This is a genomic window from Streptomyces sp. NBC_00005, from assembly GCF_045160215.1.
Classification (GTDB): domain Bacteria; phylum Actinomycetota; class Actinomycetes; order Streptomycetales; family Streptomycetaceae; genus Streptomyces.
This window is the reverse complement of the sequence record NZ_CP108316.1, coordinates 7,964,112-7,989,842: the sequence shown is the minus strand read 5'-3', so window position 1 is coordinate 7,989,842 and position 25,731 is coordinate 7,964,112. Positions and strand designations below refer to the sequence as shown.

The following is a 25,731-nucleotide window of genomic DNA, read 5'->3' as shown; positions in this document are numbered from 1 at the left end:
CCTTCAGGCGAAGGCGAGTTGGCGTAGCTGAGCGAGATTCTCGACCCTGAAGGTCCGGTAGCCGGTGGACACCACACCTGCTTCACGGAGCCTTCGCAGTGCCTTCTGCACGGTTGGCTCCGCCGTGCCGGCGAGGGTGGCCAGTTCGGGCTGGGTGATCGGCCAGCGGATGACGGCGCCCTCGCCGCTGCGCTCTCCGTAGGTCATGGTGATCTGGTAGAGCACCCGGACCAGCCGGGTCGGAGCGTCGCAGCCGGTGAAGTCGATGCGGTGGCTCGTCGCGACCCGCAGCTTCGCGACGATCGACTCGTTGACCGCCTGAGCGATCCGCCGGTCGTGCCGCATGCAGTCGAGGAAGTCGACCCGGGTCACGACGCGGGCGATGACCGGCCCGCACGTTGTCACCGTCGCGGACCGTGGCCTCCCGTCGACCGCGGCGAACTCGCCGACCAGGTCGCCACCCATACGAACGGCCAGGAGAGCGTCCCGGTGGTCGTTGGTGCGTCCGGTCGCCTTGACCACCCCGTCGAGCAGGATCAGCATGAACGTGCTCTCCTCCGCTTCACGGATCAGCACCCGGCCGGTCGGGTAGCGCGCGAGGGCCCCCAGCGCGAGCAGCCGGTCACGCGCCGCTTGCGGAAGCCCCCCGAGTACGCTCGCCGACGGCCACGCCCACGTCTCGCGCGGCCACTGCCCGACCCCCCGCTCCCCAGGATTCACCACGGCACCAGTGTGCACCCCGGCGCGGTACCGACCATGGCTCCCAACAGCCCGTGTTTGTAGACGACTTCGACGGATTCCGTATGGGGACGGGATCTCCTGCCCACGCCTGGTGCACAGTTAGGGGCGCGGCAGGACCGGGAGGAACGCATGGACGCAGTACTGGAGTACCGGCCCATGGTGGCTGTGGACATCGAACGTTCGGGGGGCCGGGGCGACGTGGCCCTGCTGCGCATCCGCGAGGTGCTCCTGACCATGCTTCAGGAGTCGCTGAAGGAGAGCGGAATCGACTGGCAGGCATGCCGGTTCAACGACCTCGGGGACGGCTTTCGGATCGTCGCCCCGGCGCGGGTGCCGAAGTCCAGGCTGATCCACCCGCTGTTCCACGAGCTGGTGGTCCGGCTGCACGCGCACAACCGGACGGCCGCCCGGTCGACGCGGATCCGCCTCAGGGTGGCGTTGCATGCCGGTGACGTGTGGCTCGGACGGACCGGTGCCGCTGGAGGGCCGCTGGAGGTGCTCGCCCGACTGCTTGACGCCAGCCCGGCCCGGGAGGCGCTGGCCGGGGCACCCGACACGGTGCCCGCGTCGCTCCTTGTCTCGCAGCACTTCTACGACGAAACGGTGCGGCACGGCTACCCGGGCATCGATCCCGAGTCCTTCCGGCGGGTTGACGTCGCGGTGAAGGAGTACTCGGCGAGCGCCTGGCTGCACCTGCCCGGGGCAGTCGCTCTGCCGGAGGCAGCGGCTGCCCCGGACCAGGCCGTCGAGCCGCACCGAAAAGACCGTCCGGCGGGCCTCTCGAAGATGGTCAACAAGGCTTCAGGGCACGGCGTCGTCTACGCCACGCAGAACGGGGACCTGACCGTCAACGGACGCACGCCTGAGTGAGGAAGGGGAGTTACGTGGAGGACGAACTGGCCGCGCTCGCGGGAGCCGGAGCGACCGCCCTGGTCGCCGCGATGACCACAGAACTGTGGCAGACCATGCGCGACGGCGTAGCCGACCTGTTCCGCCGGTCCGGTCGGCGGCGCCGGGAGATCACGACCCGACTCGACAGCCACGCCGCGCTCGTCGAGGGGGCCGCGGCCCCCGACGTCGTACGGCGGGCACTCTTGGGTTCCTGGGAAGTGGAACTAGAAGCCCTGCTCCGCCGGGAACCGTCCTGCCGTGAGCCACTCGCGCGCCTGGTAGAGGAGGTACGGCGCACGATGCCGGACGACCGCCGGGAGGTTGTCCACGCGCACCTGGAGCAGACCAACACCGCTCACGGTTCCGGCCCGGTCTTCGCCGTCCAAGGCGGCGACCAGACCGTGCACTGGCCGGGCCACGGCGGATCTCAACCCGGTGCGGGGGCATAGCCACCGTCGTCCACGATCCACGGCCGGGTGCTCATGCCCTCTCGAACAGCCGAATCATCACATCGGTCACGCCCGACCAGGGCACTTCAACCAGCTCCTGCTACGAGCTCAAAGCACCCACGGCAGGGCCGTCATGGCCGAGGTGCACGAATCCGACCCCACCCTCTCGTCGGTGCTGCTGTGCGCGCCGCATTCCCGCGGCGCACGAGCGCGGAGGCTCCGCCGACGCGCAACACGGACAACTGCGGCCCCGATCCCCCGCCGGCACGCGCCCGCCCGTTCGCCCGCCGTCCCCTGCCTTTCTTTTGTCTTTGGGGCGTGCGTGGGGGTGTGCAGAGGGGGATGTCGGGCTGGCGACCACGCCAAAGGATGCGTGGTGACCTGCAGGAATGGCGCTGGCGAGGCAGCAGCGCAGGGACAGTTGTCGGCGGGGATATCGGCACGGTCGGGGGCGGTGTTGTCGCATCGTGACCGTGGTCGGGGCTTCGTGGTCGGTGGTCCGGTCGGGGTCGGCTGCTGCTGTGGCCGGTATGCGCGGCGCCGGGCAGGACGGCGCCGCCCCGTACAGGAAAGACGGCCCGACGATGACCGACGTGGATACGAGCGGTGACGACCGGATGGCGCTGGCGGTGCTGACGCAGTACCGGATGGCCACCACCGAACAGATGCACCGGGTGATCGCCCCTGGAGTGCGCAGGGAGCAGACCCGGCGGCGGCTTGCCAAACTGCGCGAAGAGGGGCTCGTCGACCGCATCACCCTGCCCCAGGCCGGGCGACTGCGCGTGTGGTTTCCCACCTCGTACGGTGTGCGAATCGCCTCCGAGTGGCCGGAGTTGCGGGGACGGCGGCCACCGAAGACTGTGGCCGATCCGACTGCAGCGCGGCTGCGGGTCGGACACACCCTGACAGTGACCGAGACCGCGCTCCTCTTTCTTGAGGACGCGCGCCGCCGCGGCGAGTTGTGCAGGCCGCTGGACTGGCTGCCCGAGGTCTACCACCCCATCGGGAGTGGTGAGGCCGTCATCCCCGACGCACTGATGTACTACCGGCGCGGACCCGCCGACGGCAACGGGTCAATGCTGCGGGCATTCGTCGAGGTCGACCGGGCCACCATGGGCCCGGAACGCCTGGCCGCCAAGCTCACCGCCTACGCCCGCCTCTACCACTACGTGCCCGCCGCCCCCGGGCGCCGCCGGCCGACCATCGGACAGGAACCGGAGCAGGAGGAATGGCGAAAGCGCTACCCGCTCTTCCCCCGCCTCTTGTTCGTCCTGGACGGCACCGGCCCCGCCGGCGTCAACACCCGCATCCGCGCCCTGCATTCGGCCCCGGGCGACTGGAAGCTGGACTTGTTCCTACGCGACGTCCTCGTTGTGGCCGCATCGCTGGCCGACCTGCGCAACAACGGTCCTTCGTCGCCGGTGTGGCGCCCCATCCGGGACCCCGACAGCAGAGTCGTCTGGAGCCAGTCCCAGGATGCGTAGACGGCCTGCGCAGCCGCTGCGCACCCACCCACCGCGTCGGTGCGCAGCGGCTGCGCAGAGCCCGACCACGGGCCCGACCACAACCCCGACCATGGGGCCGACCACAACCCCGACCATGGGGCCGACCACAGCCCCGACCACAGCCCCGACCACAGCATTGCGCAAAGAACCGCACACCGAGCGCGCAGCAGGTGCGCAGTACTCGTGGACGGCTGCGCAGTCAGCGCACGCGGGCGAATCGAAGCCTGCGCAGCCGCCCAGAGGCGCGTGCGCGCAACCCGGCCACCATCCGATTGCGCACACGCGGCCGCCCAGCGCCCCGCCCTGCGCGCCGGCGAAATCCGCCAGGCCCTGACCCTTCAGGGTCCCGAGGACATCCGCAGCCACGCCCTGGACCGCATTGGCCTGGCCCAGTGCCACTTCCTACTTGGCGACCTCACCGGTGCCGTGGAAGAAACACGGACTCCTCCAGCATGAACTGATCGACGACGGCGTCCAGGGCGTCGTCGTCCGGGATTGGTGCCGTCCGTCGGGAGGCCTCCATGTGCCGCAGGAAGTCACCCGGTAGCTCCACGTGGTACCTGACGACGTAGTAGGCAAGACTTCTCGGCCAGATCCAGACACCATCGGTCCGGAGGCATGCCTCTCCAACTCCGCCTGCGCGAGACTCATGGCCTTGTCCGGATCTTCAGTCGGCGAGGTAGTCGGGCAGATTGAGCTGCCCTGCATTCCGGTAGGCGCGGAGCCGGTCCTCATCGTCCTCGATCACCCTCAGGACGTGATAGGCGCAAGCGACAATTCCAGGCAAGGTGCCTGACCGCAGGTCCCGTTACAGCAACCAGAGCCCCTGCCGCGCGATCTGCTGGCACAACTCCGACGAGTCGTCGTCGCTGAACACCAGCCCGCCAAGCAGATCCAGGCATACGAACCTCGCCCCAGGGGAAAGGTCGCCCGCAAGCGCCGCCATGAGCACCGAGGCGACGGGCGCCGCCGGTTCCTGCGGAATCGACTGAATCATGGCGTGGTTTCGATGTGAAGCGCCCGTGCCTCCTCGCTGGACTGCTCCGCTGCCAGCCGCAGCAGGTCATCGGTCAGGTGCGCGGCCGTCTTCGTACATCCGCAGGCGAACGCTGACCAGTTGTACCGACCGATCTCCACATCGATCAATCGCATACGTGGGACCGCTCCTCATCAAGTCGCCAACTCACCCCACGAACGACGGGGTTGGGACAAGGCGCGACGCCGCCCGTCGGTCACCGCCGCTTTGCCCGCTTTCTCACCCGGTCGATCAACTTGGCGTCGAAGTACTCGAACCGTTCGCGATCGGTGTCCACCGCGTCAAGGATCATCCGAGCCATCGACGCACGGCCGGTCGCGTACTCCTGATAGAGCGTCCAGATCCCCTCGCGCGCCACGATCTGGCAGTCGACCTCGAGTTCCGGAGCACCCGCCTCGACCTCGGTCCAATGAGACTCTCCTCCGACGCAGGAAATGAGCTCATCGATAAGCCGGATGTGCACGGCCTCCGACGTCTCCTCGCTCAGCGCCGCCACGATCATGGAGGTTACCGGCACTGCCACTTCAAAAAGCAGGGACTGAATGTAGACGTGTCCCTCCAGAGATGCGTCTGCGATCTCCTGCGGCGTGCCGGCCACGAGCAGACTGGCGAAGGTCTCGGGAATGTGCGCGCCCGTCTTGCCGCATCCGCACCGCAGCGAACCCCAGTCGACCCGCTCGGCCTGGATCAACGAGAGTCTGACTGCCATCGCCGTACCTCCGGTGTCAGGTGGGGACGACCATATGGATGGGCATCTCGTCCCAGACCTCTTTCGCGCCGCGTCCCGTTTTCTCTGACGGGCAACCGGGGACGGGCGAGCCGACAGGCGCAGCTCGCCGCCGGCATGAAGTCCAGCGTCACGGCCTGGCGTCGACGCACACGCAACTCCCGGTCGGCACGAGAACGTGTCCGGTTGACGTTGTTTCAGTCCCGGACACTCACCATTTGAAACGGCCTCGGAAGTCGATCAGGGTTTTCCACAGCGGATCCGTAGGCGTCAGTTCGAAGGTGTCCGTCACTTCCCTTTGGGCATTGCGCTCGACCTTGGACAGAAGGATTCCGTACTCGTACTTCTCCTCCAGCCGCACATGCCCCTCGGTGTCATAGCGGAAGCGCGTCCCGTGCAGGACGTTCTGCCGGTACGAGGTCTCCTCGCACAGGCTCCCGTCCGCATGCCAGCCGCGGGAGACGCCCTCCTGCCTGCCGTTCACGTAATGGATCTCGGAGATCCGTCGGCCGTCGGACTCTTCGTATCCAACCCCTGTGAACAGCTCGCCCCGGTACGTGTAGATCAGATCCTCGTCGAAATCGAGGTCGTCGTCGGGAACCTCATTCAATTTCCCGTGCCCCGTCCGTTATCTGCTGGCAGTTGTCGCACCGGATGATGCGTTGCCCCTTCAGAGTGCCCTTGAGTCGCACATTGTAGACAGTGAATTCTTCGAGGATGGAGCCGGGACGAGCCAGCATCCCTTCGTTCAGGGCATTGATCTCGGAGTGGCTCCCGGGCACTCCCTTGAACTCTGCGGGCTCGCCCTCGAAGTTGTCGATGCGGTCCTGGAAGGTGGGGTGAAGGGGGCTGGGAATGCCTGTGTTCTGGCCGAAGGTAATGTCACCCGTCACGTTGTCCATGGCGCCGGTGAGCACGGGCCCCCGCTCTCTGTTGGTCTGGTAGCGGGGACTGCCCTGCGTGGTGACATCCTTGTATCTCTGGTGAACGGCAGTCCGCAGCGTCTCGTCGGCCGCGTCCTGGTCGGCGCTCGCACCGCCGCCCGACGGCTTGGTGGTGCCTGACGCCCCGGTTGTCGGCTTGCTGGCCTTGGCCGCCTCGGCGTCCGCCTCCTCCGCCCGCGCCTGCGCATTCGCCCGCTTCATGGCCACGAGGTCCGCCATGTCGGCCGCCGCGTCGTCGACCGCCTTGGCGCCCGCGCCTGCCGCAGCGGCCGCGTCGCCTTCGGCAGCGCCCTCGACCGCGCCCTCGACGTCCACCGCCGCACCGCGTTCCGCCACCCCGGCGGCGCCGCCTTCGAGGCCGCCGCCCGAAACGACACCGCCGGCGGTTTCGCAGGAGGCGTCGTGGTCTGGGCCGCCTCCGCTGAGCCAGAACTCGCAGTTGGCAAGGTCATAGACCGTCTTGACGATGCTGAAGGCGACGTCGTTGACGAAATTGTGGGGCGCAGGAGGGTAAGGCCCGGGAGTCGGGGGCGCTTCCGGCGAGGGGGAAGGAGTGGGCGAACCTCCGGTGTTGCCGCTGGAGGTGTTGGTGTTGCCGGTGCTTCCAGAGTTTCCGGAGCTAACGTTCCCTGGCCCGCACTCGTTCCAGCCACCGCTGCATTGCGTGCCGTCAGGGTTGACCCTGATGGTGCCGGTCGGGTCGCTGCCGGTCGCCGGATTGTCCCCGGCGTACGTGTACCCGCCCATCTGGTTCGGATCGCCCGCCTCGAACAGCGGGTCCGCCGTCAGGAACCTCCCCAGCACCGGGTCGTAGTTCCGCGCACCCAGCAGATCAAGACCCGTCACCGAGTCGCTCGGCTTGCCCAGGAACCCGTGGTTCTCGTCCGCCGCAACCCACGACGACGGCTTCGCGCCGCGCGGGTTGCCGTACGGGTCGTAGTACCGACGTGTGACGGCGAGATCGTCCGCGGCCACCGAAGTCGTAGCCGTGCCCTGCGCGTTGGCGACCTGGTAGGTCACATCACCCGAGCTCGAACGGGTCACCCGCGTCCCGTCCGGACCCGAGTAATAGCGCAGCGCCGTGCACGTCTTCGCCGCCACGTCCAGCGTCAGCTGCTCTGCCCCGCCGAAGAGATACAGCACCCGCGTCTTGTCCGTGCCGTCGACCGACGCCGTCTGCTCCAGCAGGTTGCCGTCGGCGTCGTACAGGTACTTGCTCGTACGGTTCGTCGTGCCGGACGGCGTCGAGACCGTCGCCGTCCGTCCCTCGGCGTCGTACGTGAACGTCTGCGTCTGCCCCGCCGGCAGCGCGCCCGCCGTGATCGTCGACCAGTTCTGGCCCTTGCCGCCGCAGGTGGCCAGCGTCAGCTGGGTGCCCTTGGTGGAGCTGGCGCTCGGGTCGGTCAGACACAGGGTGCTCTTGGCCGCGTTGACCAGCGTCCCGGTCGACGTGACGCGCCACTTCTGTGTGGCGTCCGAGGAACAGGCCTCGGCCACCACGCCCGTGCCGGACGCGGTCGCGTTGCCCGCGGTGTCCAGGCAGAAGCCGCCCGCCTTCACCGTGCCGTCGGTGCCGATCGCCCACTTCTGGGCCGCGGCCGACGAACTGCACGTGTTGACGTCGACCTTCGCGCCGGACCCCGTCTCCTCGACGCACAGCTTGCCACCGCCGGAGAGGGTGAAGCCGGTCGTGATCTGACCCGTCGTCTTCGTCGCCCGGCTGACCGTGTTGCCCGCGTTCTTGCCGGCCGCATCCGTGTACGACGGGGTCTGTGTCGCCGTACCCGTACCCGGGTTGCTGGTCGTCGTCGCGCCCGCCTGGTCCGGGTGCCCCACAGAAGCCGTGCCGTCCGTGCCCGGGTACGACGTCGCCTGGGTGGTGTCCGCCAGCGCGTTGCCGGCCGTGTCGTGGTTCACCGTGCCCGTGCGGTCGCCGAGCAGGTCGTAGGTGTAGGTCTGCCAGTACGGCGCCGGTCCCCCGACCGTCTTCGTCTTCACCGGCGCCGCGCCGGTCTGCACGGAGGCCGTGGTGCAGCCGCCGACCGCGCCCACCGGTGCGGTTCCGGAGTCGGTGATCCCTGCGGTGTCCGTCCAGGCGGCGGTCAGCCGCTGGAACGAGTCGTAGGCGAAGCACTGCGTGTCGTGAGTCGTGTTGTCCTGGAGGTCGTCCGAAGCCGTGAGTTCGCCGGCTTGGTTGTAGCGGTAGTTGGCGACGTCCAGGGCCGTGGTCGACGTCTGCAGCATGCTGCTGGTCTGCGTGGTGCGGCCCGTCGTCACGTCGTACTGGGCGAAGGTGGCCAACTCCTTGCCCGTGGGGCCGTAGTTGGTCTGCAGGACCCGGCCGAAGGGGTCGTGGACCGTGCCGTCCAGATATGAGGGCGTGTTGGCCGCGTTGATGTAGCCGCCGAAACCGTCCAGCGCGCCCTGCAACGTGTAGCCGTAGCCGATGCGTTCGGCCGGCAGGCCGCCGTCCGCCTGGTACTGGGTCGTCGCCAGCAGGCCCGTGTTGGGGGTGTACGTCGAGGTCAGCGTGTACGTGACCGTGCCGCTGTCCTTGCCCGCCGTGCCCGGGAAGCCGTCGGCGGCCGGGATCGTGAGCGTCGAACCCAACGGCTGGTAAGCGGTGTTGTAGCCGGTGACGGCCTCGGTGTACGCGCTGCCGCTCGCCGCCCCGCCCACGTACCGCGTCGAAGACGTCGGATAGCCCTTGGCCAGGGTGTCGTAGACCCGGGAGGACTGCTGCTTGGCCGGGTCGGGCGTGGCCGACCAGGGCGCGGCGTACTCCGCTGTCACGCGGTTGTCCCAGTCGTAGCTGTACGACAGCGTCTGGCCGCGTGGGTCGGTGGTCTGCAGCAGGTTGCCCTGCACGTCGTACTTGTCGAAGCTCGTCGTGCCCGTGTTGGGGTCGGTCTGGGAGGTCTTCTCGCCGAGCAGGTCGTACTTGTACGACCAGGAGTTGCCCGCGCTGTCGCTGACCGAGTCGATCTGACCGGCGGGCGTGTAGGTGTAGCGCGTGATGGCGTCGGCGGCCGGGACCGCGCCCGCCGTGCCCTGCTTCCACAGCACCGTGTTGCCGTCGCTGCCGACGACGGCGAGCGTGGAGTCCGTACGGACCCGGAGGGTGGCGCCCGTGGTCGCAGTCAGGCCGGTGGTCCACTTGGAGGTGCCGGAGGCGGTGTAGACGGCGAGGTTGCCGTCCGTGCCGAACTGGGCGTAGGCGCCCGGGTTTCCGCTCGTGTCACTGGACCAGAGGGTCTTGCCGCTCGCGAGCGCAGAGAGGACCAGATTGCCGTCGGCCTGCATGGTCAGGCGCACGCTGTTGGAGGTCAGTGAGGTGCCGGACGGGATGATGCTGCCGCCCTTGAGCGTGACCGTGGCACCGGTGTTCTTCACCACCGACTTCACCGTCTGGCCGAGGGCGTTGGTGAAGGCGGCGGTCGACGAGCCGCCGGCCGGTGGGGTGCTGTCGGTCTCGTCGGCGCCCGGGTAGGTCGTGCTGGTACTCCACTGCTTGACCGCCTGGTGCCACAGGGTGCTCTCGGTGGCGCGACCCTGGCCGTCGTAGGCGGTCGTGGTCTCGGCCGGGATCTCGTTCTCGTTGGCCGCGTAGAGGGTGGCGGACGGAGAGTGGTCCGGCTCCGAGTACGGGGCGTACGAGGCGCTCGGCCAGCCGTGGGAGTCGTAGAACGTGTCGGAGATGATCCGGCCGGAGTCCGAGTCGCCGTCGGCGGGCGCCTGGACCTGGCGGGGCTGCAGCATCCCGTCGTAGATGCTGATCGACGTCGAGTACGTGCCGTCCTCGCGCAGGGTGCGCGTGGTGACGGAGGACGGGTCGCCGGGCTGGGTGATGGTGCCGCCGGGGGCGGGGACCGCGCCGGGATTGATGGAGTACGCGAACGTCATGTCCGCGCTCTGCGTCGCCTTGTCGCGTCCGGGCAGCCAGACGGCGGTACGGCGGCCGAGGGCGTCGTAAGTGATGTCCGTGACGCGGTTGTTGGCGTCGAGGTTCTCGAGGGGCAGGCCGCGCAGGCGGTCGAGGGTGGAGGTGACCGTCCAGTTCTTCTGGTTGGTGGAGACGATGCTGGTCGGGTTGGTGTTGCCGCCCGCGCTGCTCCACTTGGGCAGGTAGTCGGTGTGGGTGCCGTTCCCGGTGACGTCGAGGGCATCGGTGACGCGGCCGGCGACGTCGTAGGAAATACCGCTGGTGGTACGCCAGTTCTCGGTGCCGTCGCCGCCGAAGCCGGTGGCGACCTGGGTGCCCGTCACACGTGGGTGGACCACGGTGCCGTAGGAGCCGAGGTCGGTGACGGAGCCGTCTCCGTCGTAGTAGACCTTCTTGTCCGAGAGCAGGGTGTCGGTGCCGGGCTTGGTGCCGCAGGGCCCGGAGACCGTGGTGATGCGGTCCGGGTAGGCGAGCAGCATGCTGTTGCCGGCCGAGGAAGGCGGGGTCGCGTAGTCGGTGGAGGCGCACTTCTCCTGCGCGGCCACGGAGACGTCCCCGTGCGCGTCCACAGACTGCACACGGCCCTGGTCGTCGTACGCGGTGTCGCTGCGGGTGTGCCGCCAACTGCCGTCCGCCAGCAGGGAGTAGCCGTGCGTCTGGGTGGACTTGATGCGGCGGGCGGTGAGGTCGGGCAGGGTGGCCTTGTCCGGCTTGGTCTCGCCGGGGTGGTCCTCCTGGGTCCAGGCCGTCCATGAGGTGCGGTCCGCGTGTGCGGTGGTGGTGAAGTCGAACGGGCCGTTGACCGTGGAGGCGTTTACCGTGCCGCCGGAGGCGGTGTACGTGTCCGACTGCAGTGCGGTACCTGCGAGTTGGTCGGCGTCGGGGACCGTCTCGACGGTCTTGCCGCCGACCGTGGCGGCCACGTTGACGGAGCGGCGGCTGCCGTCGGCCTTGTAGTCGCCGTCCATGCCCTGGAGGTAGGTGGTCGTCTGCTGGGTGACCGGCTCGGGGGCCTTGCCTGTGCGCACGGTGACGTTGCGGAAGCCGCGGAACTGGTCCCAGGTGCGGTACTGGTCGTCGGTCAGGTCGGAGTCGTCGCGGTGCCAGGCGGCGCCCGAGTAGGCATACGTGGAGACGTGCGCCTCGGAGCCCGCCGGGATCTTGGAGGCGTCCGGGTTGTACTGGGCGGCGATCGTCAGGTCGGCGACGGTGACGCTGTGGACGGTGGTCTTGTTGAACCAGTCCGCGATCGGCTTGGAGGCGCCGGGCACCGTCCAGTACACGGGATAGCAGGAGTTGGTGTTGGAGTCGGCCGACTTGATGTCGAGCGACTTGCCCGCGCACGGGTTCTGGTCGTACTCGACGGTGATCGACTCGCCGGTCTCCGTCTGCACGTTGGAGATGCGCGGACGGTAGAGCGGGGGCGCGGACGGGGAGTCGTCGTCCACCCGGTTGTCGATCTCGGTGCCGGTGAAGGACACCTGGTTGAGCGCGATGTCCTTGTTGCCGTTGCCGTAGGTGTCCTGGCCGGTGTGCTTGATGGACTGCAGCCACATCACGGCCTGGAGCGAGCCCGCGTCCTTGGGGTCGACAGTGGTGCCGGTGACCGGGTCGACGGTGCCGCCCGCATCGGAGTACACCTGCCCGAGGTCGTAGGAGTCGACCGGGACGAGCTTGTCGGTGTCGCCGTCCTTGACGTGGACCTTGGTGGTGATGGAGTCCAGCCGGGTCGTGGACCAGAAGGTCGGCGCCGAGGTGACGCAGACATCCGTGGGCACCTTGGTGGCGTCGTCCGGCAGCTTGGTCTTGTCGGTCGAGTCGCAGTGCAGGTCCCAGGGGACGTCCGGCCAGTGCGGTGCGGTGTTGTCGTCGAGGTTGCCCGCCGAGCAGTCGGTGAAGGAGGACGTCGTCCGGCAGCGCTGCTTGGAGGCGAAGGCCACCTGCGCGGACGGGATACGGCCCGTCTGCTCGTCGTCGAGGGTGTAGCCGTACGAGATCGAGGTGAGCGTGCCGCCGCGGGTGTACGAGGTGAGGTCGCCGGTGTCGTCCTTGTCGTCGGTCGCCGCCGCCTGGCCACCGCCGAGGTCGTAGTAGCCGGTCTCGGTCGCGTAGTCGTAACGCTGTACGAATCCGCTGGGCGAGACGACGAAGTCCAGGTTCCAGCGCCAGCCCTCGGGCTTGTCGCAGCGGGACTTCTTGCCGTCTGCGTCGCTGTGGCACGGGTCGGAGGACCGCGGGTGCAGCACCGGCACACCCCAGGCCGCGTGCGTGGAGTCGTCGCCGGAGTCGGAGGAGGCCGCTCCCTTGGTGCCGGGGCCGGTCGGCGAGTGGTCGGCGCCGAAGTACGCGGCGGTGCCGTCGGTGGTCAGCACGCGGAAGTAGGTGCCGTCGTGCAGGCCGTTGGCTGCCCCGGACAGCTCCTGTACGACGGTGCCGTCGTCGCCCTGGAGCCTGAACTCCCGTATCTCGCCCGGGACTCCGGAGCTGTCGGTCGGGACGAGGACGCCGGAGTGCGAGCCGAAGGAGACGGTCGCGTTGGCGCCGCCCCAGCAGTCGTCGCCCGAGCCCTTGAGGATCTTCTTTCCGTCGGAGTCGAGGAGCGAGCCGCAGGAGCGGTACGAGCGCTCCACGAAGCCCGGCTGGTAGCCCCAGCCGTCACCAATCCACGATGCCTGCGAGTTGCGGGCCGAGGTCTCGCCGTCCACGGACTGCGAGTCGTACGACAGCGCCACGGAGGGGCCGGTGTCCCCGACGCCGGCCGGTGCCTCGATGGGGTACGAGTACGTGTACGCGCCGGTGCCGCTGGTCTGCCAACTCCCTTCCGCGGTCAGCGAAGTCGCCGAGTAATCGCCCTGCGAGCCCCGGCTGCCCGAGGTGACGGCGATGGCCGAGTCCGATGTGGTGGTCGCGGTGAGCTGGTTCGCGGCGGCCCGGTTGGTGGCCTTCAGCGGTGTGCGGGTGCGACAGGCGGGGCGCTGAGGCGTCGTCAGGGCGCAGGCGGGGAGACGGGTGAGGGTGAGTCGGGAGCCGTAGCCGCCGCCGTAGGCCTTGGCGACGGAGGAGTAGTCGATGACGACGCCGACCTTGGCGGTACGGGACTTGGTACGGCCCAGTCCGACCAGAAGGCCGGTGTCGGCGCCGGCACTCAACGCCTGTGTGCGGGAGGCAAGTTGGACGCGCACCCCCGAAGCACCCTTGCCGCTCGCCGATGCCACCCACACCGGCAACGAGCCCGCCCTGGCCGGCTTGCTCTGGAGGGCGACCGTGTGTGAACCAGCCTGTGGCCAGGCGGGTTTGGTCGTCTTGTAGCGGGTCAGCGGACGGTAGCCACGAGGGTGGAGAGTCTTCGGGCGGCTCAGTTCGTGGTCGCCCACGGCAGGCGTCGTCGGCAGCGGCTTCGGCTTCCAGAAGTCGCCGTGGAAGACGTACGGCCCGACGCCGTTCTGCGCCACCGCACCGGTCACCAGCAACGTCATGGCGGCGACGAAGGCAGAGAGCAGCGTCAGCGTTCTTCGCACACCCACGTGAGAAGTACCCCCGTATGGAACGGACTTGACGGTCCGTTGTGAAAGGTCACGTGGTCGGCGTGATCCAGGAGGCGAGGCTAGGAAGAGTCTTGAACGAGACTCAAGACTCTTTGCCAATGCCATGACAACTTTGTGATTGCTTTTGGCTTTTTCTGTGTACGTTCGGTGCCGGGGGAGCGAACATCACCGCCGCACGCCACCGCTGACGTCCTGACCGCCGTCCAGCGGGCCGATCCAGGCGCGGATGGTCGCAGATCTCGCGTCTGCCCTGTCCGCTGTGCGAAGGAGTTGTTCTGTGCTGCCGTCATCCGCCCGCAGACTGGCGCTGTTTCCCGCGCTCGCCGCGCTGCTGCTGACCGCACTCGCTGTTCCAGGCGGTGCCGTCGCCGCCGATGAACCCGCCGACACGTCCGACCCGTTGCTCGCAGCACAAGCGCAGGCGGTCACCGACGGCACCTCCGTACCGGTCGACGCTCTGACCAGCGAGACCGACACCGTAACCGCGAATCCGGACGGCTCGTTCACCACGACCTCGGCCGTCCTTCCCGTGCGGGTCCGGCAGGACGGCGCCTGGGTTCCGGTGGACGCCACGCTCACCGCCGGCGCCGACGGCACGTACTCCCCCAAGGCCACGCCCAGCGGCGTACGCCTGTCCGACGGCGGCAACGGGCCGCTGGCCACCCTCACCGATCCCGCCGGGCACAGCATGAGCCTGACCATGCCCTTCGCCCTGCCCGCACCGCAGGTCAGCGGCGACACGGCGCTGTACCCGTCCGTCCTGCCCGGCGTCGACCTGTCGGTGACCGTGACGGACCAGGGCGGCTTCAGCGATGTGCTGATCGTGCATGACGCGCAGGCCGCGGCCGACCCCCGCGTCCGCAGGCTCGCGGTCGCGACGGACACCGACGGCCTGGATCTGGCGGCCACTTCGGCCGGCGGCATGACGGCGAGCGCACCCGACGGCTCGGTGTCGTACACCAGCCCGCCGCCATTGATGTGGGACTCCAGCACGACAGCGACGACGAACACAGCGGCGACCGCCAGAGCAGCGTCCTTCGTGCGCGCGGCCACCGACGACCCGGCGCCCTCCGCCGCCGCCTCCTCCGCGGCCGGCCCCGGCCCCGGCGCCCAGGTCGACCAGGTGCCGATGACCACCACCGCCGACTCCCTCACCCTGGCGCCCAAGACCTCGGTGCTCGACGACCCCGGCACCCACTACCCCGTCTACATCGACCCGTTCGAAAACCCGGTGACCGGCAAGTCCGGTGCCTTCGACGAGGTGTACTCCAGCTCGGCCTGCTCCGACGCCCCGCAGTACAACAAGCCGCAGACCAACGGCGAGGGCGTCGGCTACCAACAGTGGGGCGGCGCCTGCGGGGTCGGCCTGGAGCGGTCGTACTACGCCGTCAACACGGCCGGTCTCGACCCGTCCATGACCGTCATCAAGTCCGAGGTGAAGGTCAGCACCACCTACGCGGCCAGCGTCGACTGCTCCCACGACCAGCCGATCACCCTGCACACCACCGGCACCATCAACGAGAACACCGACTGGAAGCACCAGCCCGACACCCTCGACGACAACGGCTATCCGGCCGTGAAGACCACCGTCCCCAGCGGGGCGAACGGCAACAGCAACTGCTCCAACAGCACGGCCTCCTTCCGCGTCGACGACCAGATCCAGAAAATCGCCAAGGGCAACAAGGGCACCTGGACCATCGGTCTGTTCGGCAACGAGTCGAAGACCAGCTCCAACCTCGACTACCTCCGTATGTCCCAGGTCCTCACTCTCACCACCAACTTCGACATCCCGCCGGACACTCCGACCAAGGTGCGCACCACGCCCAAGCCGCTGGGCGCGGACGGCGACTGCGTCACCGGCAGCGGCGCGATCGGCTGGATCGGCGCGACGACCTACAGCAACGCGGGCAGCAACATCCAGCTGCACTCCACCGTCACCACCCACATCTCCGGAGAGCACGCCGAGGCCCACTACCACGTCTGGGACCGCACCGACCTCGACGCCGACGGCAACCCGGTGGACAAGGGCACTCCGGACAGCGGCATGGTGGCCTCCGGCCAGGACGCCGACGCACCGATCGGCTTCACGCTCAAGGACGGCCACGAGTACGGCTGGGACGTCTACGCCCAGGACAACTCCTCGATCAAGCTGAAGTCGGACCTCAGCGACCACTGCTGGTTCGACACCGACTTCACCCCGCCGCAGACACCGACGGTCGCCGACAACCCGCACTTCCCGCCGGTCGGCAGCGGCGCCGGCGACACCTACGCGGGCAGCGGCGTCACCGCGGACTTCCCCGTCTCCGCCGCCGACAACACCCCGGCCGACACCTGCGACCCGGCAGGCTGCAAGTCCAGCGGCATCGACCACTTCCTGTGGCAGCTCGACAGCCAGCCCACCGCCACGACCGGCCATACGGCGAAGGTGACCGCCACCAGCGGCGCCACCGCCTCCGGCACCGTCACGATCCCGGTCACCGACTGGGGCGTGCACAATCTGTACGTCGCCGCGGTCGACCGGGCCGGCAACCTCTCCCAGAACCCGGCCAGTTACACCTTCACCGCGCCTTGGAACCCCAAGACGAAGATCGCCCCGGGGGACGTCACGGGCGACGGCAGCCCCGACCTGCTCGCCACCACCAGCACCGGCGACCTGGAACTCGTCCCCGGTGACAGCGACCCCGCCCAGTCCCCCGCCCCGGCGCAGGACGGCCCGGTCGAGGGCACCGCGCCGACCATCACCGGCCCGGTCATCGTGTCGACCGCGAAAGGCGCGCCCACCGGCACCTGGAACGACTACCTGATCGCCCACCGAGGCAACCTGCACGGCGAAACCCACGACGACCTGCTCGCCTACAACCGCAAAACCCAGCAGCTGTACGTGGTCAAGAACGACCTCGACCCGAAGGACGACGGCGCCTTCCCGCGCACGCCCTACTCCACCTTCCCGGGCTACGTCGGCCGCCGCTACGACGTCGTCACCAAGGACGACTGCGAGGCCACCGACACCGTCCCCACCGACCGCTGCGCCGGCGCGGGCTACGACCCGGCGAAACCCTGGGACATCTCCCAACTGGTCGTCGACGGAGACGTGTACGGCAACGCCGACCACCCCGCCGTGATCACGGTGGAGAACAACAAGCTCTGGCTGTACCAGACCTACGGCGTCAACCACCTCGGCCACCCGCTCCTGCTCGGCGACGGCGACTGGTCGGGCCTGACCCTGATCGCCCCCGGCCGGGTCGGCGGCACCTTCTCCGTGGACGACGACGGCAACGGCAAGCTCACCGGCGGTACGCCCACCCTGTGGGCCCGCGACGACTCCTCGGGCACCGTCTACACGTTCCCGATCGACGTCGACGCAGGCACCCTCCTGCCGAAGCTGCTGCACGCCCCGGTCCGCACCGCGCTCGTCTCCGCCGTGAAGACCTCCTCCGGCGGCACGCTCTGCCTGGACGACGCGGGTTCACACACCGCCGACCACACCAAGATCCAGATCTACACGTGCAACGGCGGCGCGGCCCAGCAGTGGGTCCTGCACGACGACGGCTCCCTGCGCGTCCTCGGCAAGTGCCTCGACGCCACCGACGGCGGCACGGACAACGGCACCCTGCTCCAGCTCTACAAGTGCAACGGCGCTGGATCCCAGAAGTGGACCATCGGCTCCTCCGGCAGCCTGGTCAACCCGCAGTCCGGCAAGTGTGTGGACAACCCGGGCGCGAGCACGACCAACGGCACCCAGGTCCGCCTCTACACCTGCAACGCCTCGGCCGCGCAGAACTGGACGACGAGCGCCACCACGGGCTGGAACGCACACCCCGCTACCGGCCTGCCCATGCTCCTGCGCGCCCGCGACTACCCGACCGTCGCCTCCCCCGGCGACGTCAACAGCGCCACCGGCGGCCCGGACGGCAAGCCCGATCTCTACGCCACCGACACCGCAGGCCAGCTGACCGAGTACCCCGGTGCCACCCCGTCCGGCACCACCGCCGCCTTCGCGGACCCCGTCTCGCTCGGCACCGTCACCGACACCGCCACCCACCGCTGGAACCTCGACGACGGCACGGGCAGCACCGCGGCCGATCCGACGGGCAACGCAGCGGCCACACTGACCGGCGGGGCCGCCTGGGCAGCCGACACCGACCGCGGCACGGCCCTGAACCTGAACGGCACGACCGCCTACGCCGCCACATCCGGCCCCGGCGTGGACACCAGCGGCAGCTTCACCGTCTCGGCCTGGGTCAAGCTGAACTCCCTGTCCGGAAGCAACTCGACGTTCGTGTCCCAGTCGGACGCCCCTTCCGTCGGCGCGGCCAACGGCTTCCAGCTCTACTACTCCTCCGGAGCCCAGGTCTGGGCCTTCGGCCGCCACAACGACGACTCCACCAGCACCGCCTTCACCGCGGCCTATGGCGCCAAGGCCGTGGCGGGCAAGTGGACCCACCTCGTCGGGGTCTACGACGCCGACGCAGACCAACTGCTCCTCTACGTGAACGGCCACCTGTCCGCCACCAAGGCCTACGCCGGCACGACCTGGAACGCCGCGGGTCCCGTCCAGTTCGGCCGCCGCATGTTCCAGGGCGCCTACGGCGAATATGCCAACGGCCGCCTGAGCGACGTCCGTCTCTACCCGACGGCCCTTCCTCCGGCGGACGCGACGGCGCCCGGTGGTACTCCGACGCTGACGCAGCTCGGGTGACTGTCAGTGGCGTGCGTTATCAATGAAGTCGTCACTCAGTGTAACGACGGGGGAGTCGGCGATGACGTCATGCGACAAGGATCCAGGGGGCGGGGAGAAAGGGGGTTTCGCGGGTACGCACCTCTCGTTGGCGCGGTTGCGGGCGCGCGGATGGACGGCCGGGATGGTCCGCCAGCTCCTCGGTGAACCCGATCTGCTCCGCACCAACCCGTACTTCCGCGCGGCCCCGCAGACCCGCCTCTACTCCATCGAGCGCGTCGAAGCCGCCGAGCGGAGCGACGAGTTCAGGGCTGCGTCGGCCACGGCCACGCGGCGGTCCGACGCGGCGAAGGCGTCCGCGCAGCGCAGGCGACGGGAGGTGCTGGCGCGGATCGCGGCGGAACCGATCGAGGTGCCGCGCCTGACCACACCCAGGCTCGCGGCGCTGGCGGTCGAGCACCGCAATCGCCGGGACGAGGAGCGGGCGTATGAGCGCTGGACCCACGTCCCGGATCCCGCCACGGTCGAGAGCGTCGATCCCGCCGCGCTGGCTCGCTGGAAGGTCAACTACCTGCGCCACCGCCTGACCCGCTACGACGATCTGCTGGACGAGCTGTTCGGAAGCACCGGCCGCTCGGCGGCGGAGCAACTGCTGCGGCGCAGGGTCTACATGGCCATCTCCGAGGCGTACCCGGACCTTGCGCGGGAGTGCGAACGGCAGCTGCGTGAACGGGAGTACGGTCCACCGCCAGGATGACAGACGCGGCCGAAGCCTCCGTCAGTGCGTTCAGGAGGTGGGGGATCTGCACAGCACGTGGCAGGGCTGACCGCTGGACATCATGGCCGTCGCCCCGTGGCACAAGCGCAACGCGCTCGCGTCCCGTGGAAATTCGGATGCGCCCCCGGTCGACAGGCCGGACCATCGTCGGGTTGTCCCACGTCCACTCAAGGAGCCGCACTCGTGATCCGGCGTGTCACCTCCCCCGCCCTCTTCCCGCCGCCCACCTACTCCCATGCCTCCGTCGTGGAGGCCGGCACCAAGCTCGCGTTCCTCGCCGGGTCCGTCCCCCTCGACGCGGCCGGAAATCTGGTCGGCGAGGGTGACCCCGTCCGGCAGACCGAGCAGGTGCTGGCCAACCTCGAAGAACAACTGCGCGCCGTCGGCAGCGACTTCGCGCACGTCCTGGCGACCGATGTGTACGTGGTCAGCAGCGACACCGCAACGCTGTCCGCCGTCTGGGACGTCGTCGAGGCGTCCGGGCTCAGCGTCGGGCCGCACTCCTCGACGCTGATCGGCGTGGCGTGTCTCGGGTACACCGGGCAGCTGGTGGAGATTACGGCGACCGCCGTTGTTCCCTGACGACCACAGCATCGCCGACTGAATCGACAACCGAGACGACGGCCAAGACGACGACTGACGGGATCCGCCCTTGCCTTCCGAACCATCCGTCCCATCCGAACCATCCGCACCCTTCACCGTGGCCCTCCGCCGAGCCACCGCCCCCGATGCCACCGCGGCAGCCGACGTCTGGCTGCATTCCTTCGCCAACGCGCTACCGACCGTCGTCAGCCCCAGGTCCGCCGCCGAAGTGCGGGACTACTTCCGCGAGGTGGTGGTGCCACTGCGCGAGACCTGGGTGGCGGATGCCGGGGACGCGGGCGGGATCGTCGGGGTGATGGTGCTCAAGGACGACGAGCTCTCCCAGCTCTATCTCCACCCGGACTGGCGAGGGCGAGGCATCGGCGACCGGTTCGTCGAGCTGGCCAAGGAGCGGAGTCCGGACGGACTCAGCCTGTGGACCTTCCAGGTCAACAAGCCCGCCCACCGGTTCTACGAGCGGCACGGCTTCGTCTGCGCCAAGTACACGGACGGCAGCGGGAACGAGGAGCGGGAGCCGGATGTGCGGTACGTGTGGCGGCCCTGAGCTCCAACGACCGTCTCAGGCTTGTGCGTTGCGTGGTCGGCCGTCTACGCCGCGGTAGCAACGCCAGAACGCCCAGTCCGCCACCCGGGCCGCAAGCCCCAGGTGCTCAGGTGCCCGGTGACCCCGAGCCCACAGGTGGAGTCCGTCGGCCACCGAGGTGAGTCCGCCGGGAAGGTTCATGCCGCTCAGCGTCGATGAACGTGGTTACAAGCTCTGCGGTCGCCCCCACGCCCGCCTCTTCACCACCGGCTTCGCATAACTCCCTGCCCGACTCGTGCTCAGCCCCATCGTCACCAGCGACTCCGCCAGCTTCACGGCCGCCGCGACCCCGTCGACCACCGGCAGCCCGAGCTTCTCCCCCACCGCCCGCTGCAGCCCTGTCATCCCGGCGCAGCCGAGCACCAGGACCTCCGCCCCGGCCTCGCGGGCCCGCTCAGCGGCCGCCAGGAACGCCGCCTCCGTCCGCTCCCCGTCCCCCAGGTCGAGGACACCCAGTCCCGTCCCGACCACGGCGGCGCAGTTGCGCCCCACCCCCGCCAGCTCCAGGCTGTCCTCGATCTGGCCGCAGGAGCGCTCCAGCGTCGTGACGACCCCGTATCTCCGCCCCAACAGGCACGCCAGATGCGCCGCTGCCTCCGTGATGTCGACCACCGGCACGTCCACCAACTCCCGGACGCCCTCCCGCCCGTGCTCCCCGAACCCGGCCATGACGACGGCGTCGTACGACGGTCCCTCATACGTCCGCAGCAGATCGAGGACGGCCGCGGCCGACAGATAGCTGTCGAGCCAGCCCTCCGCCGACTCGGGGCCCCACGCGGGGGTCAGCCCGAGCACGGTGGTGCCCGGGCCTGCCGCGGCCCGGGCACCTCGTACGATCTCCTCGGTCATCTCCTGCGTGGTGTTGCAGTTGGTGACGACGATCCGCACGTTCGTCAGACCTCCACAGCGGCGGGAACAGTCGCGGAAGCGGTCCGCTCGGACCGGCACAGCAGCGCGTACAGGCCGGCCGCCAGCGCCGTGCCGATGAACCACGAGTACGGGGCCACGTCGCTGAAGGTCTTCACGAGCGCGAGTACGGCCGCGACACCGGCCGAGGGGAGGAACGCCCACAGGGCCTTCGGGTTGACGCCCTTGCGGTAGTAGTAGCGGGAGCCGGGCGTGGCGTCGAACAGTTCGTTCACGTCGACGCGGCCGCGCTTGACCCAGTAGTAGTCGAGCATGATCACGCCGAACAGCGGGCCGAGGAAGGCGCCGAGGCCGCCGAGGAAGTAGTTGACGACCGTGGGGTTGGAGAACAGGTTCCACGGGGTCACGACCAGGGCCGCCACCGTGCTGATCATGCCGCCGACCTTGAAGGTGATCTTCTGCGGCCAGACGTTGGCCAGGTCGTACGCCGGTGAGACGAAGTTGGCGACGATGTTGACGCCCATGGTCGCGACGGCGAAGGTGAACGCGCCCACGACCAGCACCCAGGTGTTGCCGACCTTCGCCACCAACTCCGCGGGGTCCGTGATGGCCTGGCCGAACACCTCCAGCGAACCGGCCGTGACGATCACCGAAACGACCACGAAGGCCGTGGAGTTGATGGGCAGGCCCCAGAAGTTGCCGCGCCGCACGGTCTTGTAGTCCGGCGCGAAGCGCGAGAAGTCGCAGAAGTTGAGCATCAGCGTGCCGTACGTGGCCAGGATCAGGCCGATCGCGCCGAACCACTGCCGCCACTGCTCGCCGAAGGAGACCGGGTGCGGGGTGGAGGTGAGTGAGATGGTCCAGTCGGCCTTGGACAGGATCCAGAGGGCGAGTGCGATCATCACCAGCCAGATCGCCGGGCCGCAGAAGTCCTGGAACTTCCTTACGGATTCCATGCCCTGAGTGATGATCAGCGCCTGGATCAGCCACAGCGACAGGAACGACACCCAGCCGAGCGCGTCAAGTCCCAGGAAGGAGTGGTGCGTCCAGGACTCCAGGCCCGGCCAGGCGGCCAGCAGCATCACGTTGACGGCGACCGAGGCCAGGTAGGTCTGGATGCCGTACCACATGATGGCGATCACGGCCCGGATGAGGGCCGGGATGTTGGCGCCCCACACGCCGAAGCTGATGCGGCTGATGACGGGGAACGGGACGCCGTGGGCCTGGCCGATCTTCCCCATCCAGTTCATGCCGACGTAGATGAGTACGAAGCCGACGAGCAGGGACGTGAAGACCTGCCACACGTTCATGCCGAGGACCAGCAGGCCGGCGGCGAACGTGTAGTTGCCGAGGTTGTGGACGTCGGACATCCACATGGCGAAGAGGTCGAAGACCTTCCAGTTGCGCTTCCCGGCGGGCGCGAGGTCTTCGTTGGTGAGCCGGGGGTCGGGGACGAACGCTGGTGCGCCGGTGGCTTCGGCACGGTCGGCGAGGGACACGGGGCCTCCATGGGACGGGGACGGAGGAGGAGCGCTGCTGTTCGGTCGGTTTCCGGTCGTTCGGTGAACCTCGTTTGGTATACCAAACTGCCGACATGGTCCCGCCGTCAAGCATTCCGACCGATGTCGTCACTGTTAACGCTCCGTAAAACACCCCCGGAGTCGGCAAAAATGGCTCCATGAGCTCCACGACGAAGATCGAACCCCTTGGCGCGGTCCGCGAGCGCGTCCTGGCGAGCCTGCGGCAGGAGATCATCGCAGGCAGCCTCCGCCCCGGCGACCGGTTGGTCGAGCGGGAGCTGGCCGACCGCCTCGGGGTCTCCCGGGTGCCGGTCCGCGAGGCGATCCGCGCGCTGGTCGCCGAAGGCTTCGTCCACTTCGAGACACCGCGCCGCACGGTCGTACGCCGCCTCACCCCGAACGACGTGCGGGAACTGTTCGAACTGCGCGAGGCCCTGGAGGTCTACGCGGCCGGACTCGCCGCCTCACACGCGACACCGGAGGATCTGGCCGAAGTCGAGGAGCTCCTGGACCGCGCGGCCGCCGCGACCGAGGCGGCGGACGCGGAGCTGATCACGGACATCAACAGCCGCCTGCACGACCGCATCGTGGCGATGGCGGGCAACAGCCTGCTGACCGAAGCCCTGGAGCCGGTCGCCGGCCGGCTGCGCTGGATGACCCGACGGAACGAGGAGTGGCCCCAACTCCTCGTGGAACACCGCGAGTTGTACGAGGCCATCGCCTCCGGCGACCCGGACCGCGCCCGCGCCCACGCACTCGCCCACGTGCAGACCAACTACCGGTCGACGGTGCGGCATCTGTTCGGCGAGGGCGAACCCACCTAGGGTCTGTGTGACGTTGTGATCAGTCTTCGAGTTCCGTCCCCGTGCAAGGACGGGATCCCGTAAGACGCTGGGCGAGACGCGCAGGCAACTCACCGACGATCAGCGGAAGTTGATCGAGCCCTACTGCCGGTCGGCGGGTTCGGCCCGTACCCCGAGCGGCTACGGGAGCAGTTTGAGGGGGTGATCTGGCGGTTCCGGTCCGGCGCTCAGTGGTGGGAGATGCCCCATGAGTTCGGTCCTTGGCCGACGGTCTATGGCCGCTACCGGGTCTGGAGGGACGCCGACGTCTTCACCGCGCTGCTGGAAGGCCTGATCACCGAGGCCGCCCGCCAGAGGAAGACTGACTTGTCCCTGGTCAGCGTCGACTCCACTACCGCCCGCGCCCACCACGACGCCGCCGGGATGCGCATCGGCAAGGAAGTCATGGACGCCCTTGAGGAAGCCGCCGCCGAGCAGGAGCAGGCCCGGCAAAAAGGGGGAGGCCCGCAGGAGCAGAACGGGCAGGAAAGCAGTGAAGACCCCGAGCAGGACGAGCGGCGACGGCGCAAACTCCGCTTGAAGCAAGCCCTGCTCGGCAGGTCCCGGACACGCAGTTGCTGTGGAACGAACTGACCAGCGTTGTCCCGGAGTCGACCAACAAACAGGTCGTCACTGCCCGCACGAACGTCGACTTCTTCGTAGCCCTGCTATACGGGCACGCAGTTGTGGCAATCACCGCGTTCGCCTCGCTGTCTGCCTCGCGCGCCGATCGTCCGGTGCTCATTTCCACAGGTATCTGCCTGATTATCTTGACCCCGGTCTGGTACCACGCTGCTGTGGCCGCCACCGACGAATGGGCCGCAGCTGTACGAGCTCTGGTCAACCTTGGCCGCAAACCACTTGCCGATGGACTCGGGCTCGCCCTCCCGAAGAGCCTGGAGGATGAGCGCCGCATGTGGCAGCTGGTCACACGTATGTCCAATCGCCCCTACGCTCCCGCCGCCAACTCCGCATTCCAGCCCTACCACATCGACCCGGCTCATCCAAGTGGAGAGCCCCCGCCACTCGTCTCCTGACGGAGTCAGCGCACCAGGCAAGGGGGGCTCTCACAGTACCTGCATCACCAGGGTCTCCCAGACGCCCAAAACGCCTGTCAACCTGGTTGAGTCGAAAGCGCCGACAACACTCCATGGACACGCACGGCAGCTTTACCCCCATCAGTTCAATTCAGCTGCCCCGAATGCGCGACCATGTCGGCGCATTCTTCCACGACAGAAGGGACGGAGACCAATGGCGGATAACCAATTCACCACTCACACAGAACTTTTCGATCTGAGTGGGAAGTACGCCCTTGTCACTGGCGGCACCAGGGGCATTGGGATGATGATAGCGCGCGGCCTTCTCCAGGCGGGCGCCCGCGTCGTCATCAGCTCACGCAAGGCAGACACGTGCGCGGAGGCACAGCATCTGCTGTCCGAATTCGGCGACGTTCAAGCAATCCCCGCCGACCTGTCCAGGCACGACGAGTGTCAGCGCCTCGCTGATCTTGTCAAGGTCGACTCGGAACGCCTGGACATCCTTGTCAACAACGCGGGAGCGATGTGGCGCGAGCCGCTGGCGACGTTCCCGGACGAGGCCTGGGACGCAGTGATCGACCTCAACCTCAAGTCGCCGTTCTGGCTGGTGCAGGCGCTGCTCCCCGCACTTCGCAAGGCGGGCACCGCCGATGATCCCGCGCGGATCATTAACATCGGCAGTATCGCCGCCATCCACGTCGCCCAGTCACCCAACTACTCGTACGCCAGCAGCAAAGCGGCACTCCATCAACTCACCAGGGTGCTTGCCAGAGAGCTGGGCCCACAGCACGTCACGGTGAACGCGGTAGCACCGGGAGTGTTCCCGTCGCAGATGATGGCGTCCACGCTCGATGCCATCGGCGACACGATCGCAGCGGCGGCCCCTCTGCGCCGGCTCGGCCGCGACGACGACATGGCGGGTATCGCCGTGTTTCTCGCTAGCCGGGCTGGGTCCTACCTCACGGGCGCCGTCATCCCGGTAGACGGCGGCATCGCGACGACCGCATCGGGTACCCCTTAAACTGCGGGACGGGCTTACGGT

Annotated in this window: 18 protein-coding genes and 1 pseudogene; 11 read left to right on the top strand and 8 right to left on the bottom strand. The window is 68.7% G+C overall.

Annotation, left to right across the window (positions count from 1 at the left end):
* Window positions 1-3: 3 nt before the first annotated feature.
* The gene (locus tag OG303_RS36570; protein WP_405873892.1) at window positions 4-723 is read right to left on the bottom strand and encodes a Crp/Fnr family transcriptional regulator; all 720 of its coding nucleotides are present in this window, start codon (window positions 721-723) and stop codon (window positions 4-6) included.
* A gap of 147 nt (window positions 724-870) precedes the next feature.
* Between OG303_RS36570 and OG303_RS36565 the strand changes: the two genes are divergently transcribed.
* From OG303_RS36565 to OG303_RS36555, 3 genes are all read left to right on the top strand, one after another.
* Window positions 871-1,611 (top strand): hypothetical protein, encoded by a 741-nt coding sequence (locus tag OG303_RS36565; RefSeq protein ID WP_405873891.1) that lies wholly within the window; start codon window positions 871-873, stop codon window positions 1,609-1,611.
* Between the two features lie 14 nt (window positions 1,612-1,625).
* Window positions 1,626-2,081 carry a hypothetical protein gene (locus tag OG303_RS36560; RefSeq protein ID WP_405873890.1) on the top strand — a complete coding sequence of 152 codons (456 nt, stop codon included), beginning with the start codon at window positions 1,626-1,628 and terminating at the stop codon, window positions 2,079-2,081.
* A 584-nt stretch (window positions 2,082-2,665) separates the two neighbouring features.
* Entirely contained in the window at window positions 2,666-3,565 is a 900-nt protein-coding gene (locus OG303_RS36555) for a replication-relaxation family protein (RefSeq protein WP_405873889.1), read from the top strand.
* An 829-nt stretch (window positions 3,566-4,394) separates the two neighbouring features.
* Here OG303_RS36555 and OG303_RS36550 read toward each other — a convergent pair.
* The 5 genes from OG303_RS36550 to OG303_RS36530 form a co-directional block, all read right to left on the bottom strand.
* Window positions 4,395-4,583, bottom strand: a complete 189-nt coding sequence (locus OG303_RS36550) for a hypothetical protein (protein WP_405873887.1) — start codon at window positions 4,581-4,583, stop codon at window positions 4,395-4,397.
* The gene (locus tag OG303_RS36545) at window positions 4,580-4,738 is read right to left on the bottom strand and encodes a hypothetical protein (protein ID WP_405873885.1); all 159 of its coding nucleotides are present in this window, start codon (window positions 4,736-4,738) and stop codon (window positions 4,580-4,582) included. The genes OG303_RS36550 and OG303_RS36545 overlap by 4 nt, the downstream gene beginning before the upstream one ends.
* Before the next feature lie 80 nt (window positions 4,739-4,818).
* A complete protein-coding gene (locus OG303_RS36540; protein ID WP_405873884.1) occupies window positions 4,819-5,331 on the bottom strand; it encodes a hypothetical protein in 513 nt (170 codons plus the stop codon).
* A gap of 229 nt (window positions 5,332-5,560) precedes the next feature.
* Window positions 5,561-5,959 carry a toxin-antitoxin system YwqK family antitoxin gene (locus tag OG303_RS36535; protein WP_405873883.1) on the bottom strand — a complete coding sequence of 133 codons (399 nt, stop codon included), beginning with the start codon at window positions 5,957-5,959 and terminating at the stop codon, window positions 5,561-5,563.
* On the bottom strand, window positions 5,952-13,760 hold the full coding sequence (locus tag OG303_RS36530) for a ricin-type beta-trefoil lectin domain protein (RefSeq protein ID WP_405873882.1): 7,809 nt from the start codon (window positions 13,758-13,760) through the stop codon (window positions 5,952-5,954). Before OG303_RS36530 ends, OG303_RS36535 begins: the two co-directional genes overlap by 8 nt.
* A gap of 298 nt (window positions 13,761-14,058) precedes the next feature.
* Between OG303_RS36530 and OG303_RS36525 the strand changes: the two genes are divergently transcribed.
* The 4 genes from OG303_RS36525 to OG303_RS36510 all read left to right on the top strand — a co-directional run bounded on the left by OG303_RS36525 (window position 14,059) and on the right by OG303_RS36510 (window position 20,384).
* Window positions 14,059-18,480, top strand: coding sequence for a LamG-like jellyroll fold domain-containing protein (locus OG303_RS36525; protein WP_405873881.1), 4,422 nt, complete (start codon window positions 14,059-14,061; stop codon window positions 18,478-18,480).
* Window positions 18,481-18,643: 163 nt separating this feature from the next.
* The gene (locus tag OG303_RS36520; protein ID WP_405873879.1) at window positions 18,644-19,216 is read left to right on the top strand and encodes a hypothetical protein; all 573 of its coding nucleotides are present in this window, start codon (window positions 18,644-18,646) and stop codon (window positions 19,214-19,216) included.
* 204 nt (window positions 19,217-19,420) lie between these two features.
* Entirely contained in the window at window positions 19,421-19,819 is a 399-nt protein-coding gene (locus OG303_RS36515; RefSeq protein WP_405873878.1) for a RidA family protein, read from the top strand.
* A gap of 118 nt (window positions 19,820-19,937) precedes the next feature.
* On the top strand, window positions 19,938-20,384 hold the full coding sequence (locus OG303_RS36510) for a GNAT family N-acetyltransferase (protein WP_405873876.1): 447 nt from the start codon (window positions 19,938-19,940) through the stop codon (window positions 20,382-20,384).
* 204 nt (window positions 20,385-20,588) lie between these two features.
* Here OG303_RS36510 and OG303_RS36505 read toward each other — a convergent pair whose 3' ends face one another.
* Both OG303_RS36505 and OG303_RS36500 read right to left on the bottom strand, forming a co-directional pair.
* Window positions 20,589-21,311 carry an aspartate/glutamate racemase family protein gene (locus OG303_RS36505; protein WP_405873875.1) on the bottom strand — a complete coding sequence of 241 codons (723 nt, stop codon included), beginning with the start codon at window positions 21,309-21,311 and terminating at the stop codon, window positions 20,589-20,591.
* Window positions 21,312-21,316: 5 nt separating this feature from the next.
* Entirely contained in the window at window positions 21,317-22,789 is a 1,473-nt protein-coding gene (locus OG303_RS36500) for an NCS1 family nucleobase:cation symporter-1 (protein ID WP_405873873.1), read from the bottom strand.
* Between the two features lie 179 nt (window positions 22,790-22,968).
* Between OG303_RS36500 and OG303_RS36495 the strand changes: the two genes are divergently transcribed.
* The 4 genes and pseudogenes from OG303_RS36495 (at window position 22,969) to OG303_RS36480 (ending at window position 25,710) form a co-directional block, all read left to right on the top strand.
* Window positions 22,969-23,634 (top strand): GntR family transcriptional regulator, encoded by a 666-nt coding sequence (locus tag OG303_RS36495; protein WP_405873872.1) that lies wholly within the window; start codon window positions 22,969-22,971, stop codon window positions 23,632-23,634.
* Window positions 23,635-23,701: 67 nt separating this feature from the next.
* A pseudogene (locus OG303_RS36490) lies at window positions 23,702-24,219 on the top strand (transposase); the annotation flags it as partial.
* Window positions 24,220-24,227: 8 nt separating this feature from the next.
* Window positions 24,228-24,689, top strand: coding sequence for a hypothetical protein (locus OG303_RS36485; RefSeq protein ID WP_405873871.1), 462 nt, complete (start codon window positions 24,228-24,230; stop codon window positions 24,687-24,689).
* Between the two features lie 214 nt (window positions 24,690-24,903).
* Window positions 24,904-25,710, top strand: coding sequence for an SDR family oxidoreductase (locus tag OG303_RS36480; protein ID WP_405873870.1), 807 nt, complete (start codon window positions 24,904-24,906; stop codon window positions 25,708-25,710).
* The last annotated feature ends 21 nt before the right edge of the window (window positions 25,711-25,731 follow it).

Excerpts from the sequence above, each read along its gene's own strand:
- OG303_RS36565 (WP_405873891.1), top strand. The coding sequence starts at position 871 with ATGGACGCAGTACTGGAGTACCGGCCCATGGTGGCTGTGGACATCGAA.
- OG303_RS36545 (WP_405873885.1), bottom strand. The coding sequence starts at position 4,738 with ATGCGATTGATCGATGTGGAGATCGGTCGGTACAACTGGTCAGCGTTC.
- OG303_RS36495 (WP_405873872.1), top strand. The coding sequence starts at position 22,969 with ATGAGCTCCACGACGAAGATCGAACCCCTTGGCGCGGTCCGCGAGCGC.
- OG303_RS36520 (WP_405873879.1), top strand. The coding sequence starts at position 18,644 with ATGGTCCGCCAGCTCCTCGGTGAACCCGATCTGCTCCGCACCAACCCG.
- OG303_RS36555 (WP_405873889.1), top strand. The coding sequence starts at position 2,666 with ATGACCGACGTGGATACGAGCGGTGACGACCGGATGGCGCTGGCGGTG.
- OG303_RS36540 (WP_405873884.1), bottom strand. The coding sequence starts at position 5,331 with ATGGCAGTCAGACTCTCGTTGATCCAGGCCGAGCGGGTCGACTGGGGT.
- OG303_RS36550 (WP_405873887.1), bottom strand. The coding sequence starts at position 4,583 with ATGATTCAGTCGATTCCGCAGGAACCGGCGGCGCCCGTCGCCTCGGTG.
- OG303_RS36480 (WP_405873870.1), top strand. The coding sequence starts at position 24,904 with ATGGCGGATAACCAATTCACCACTCACACAGAACTTTTCGATCTGAGT.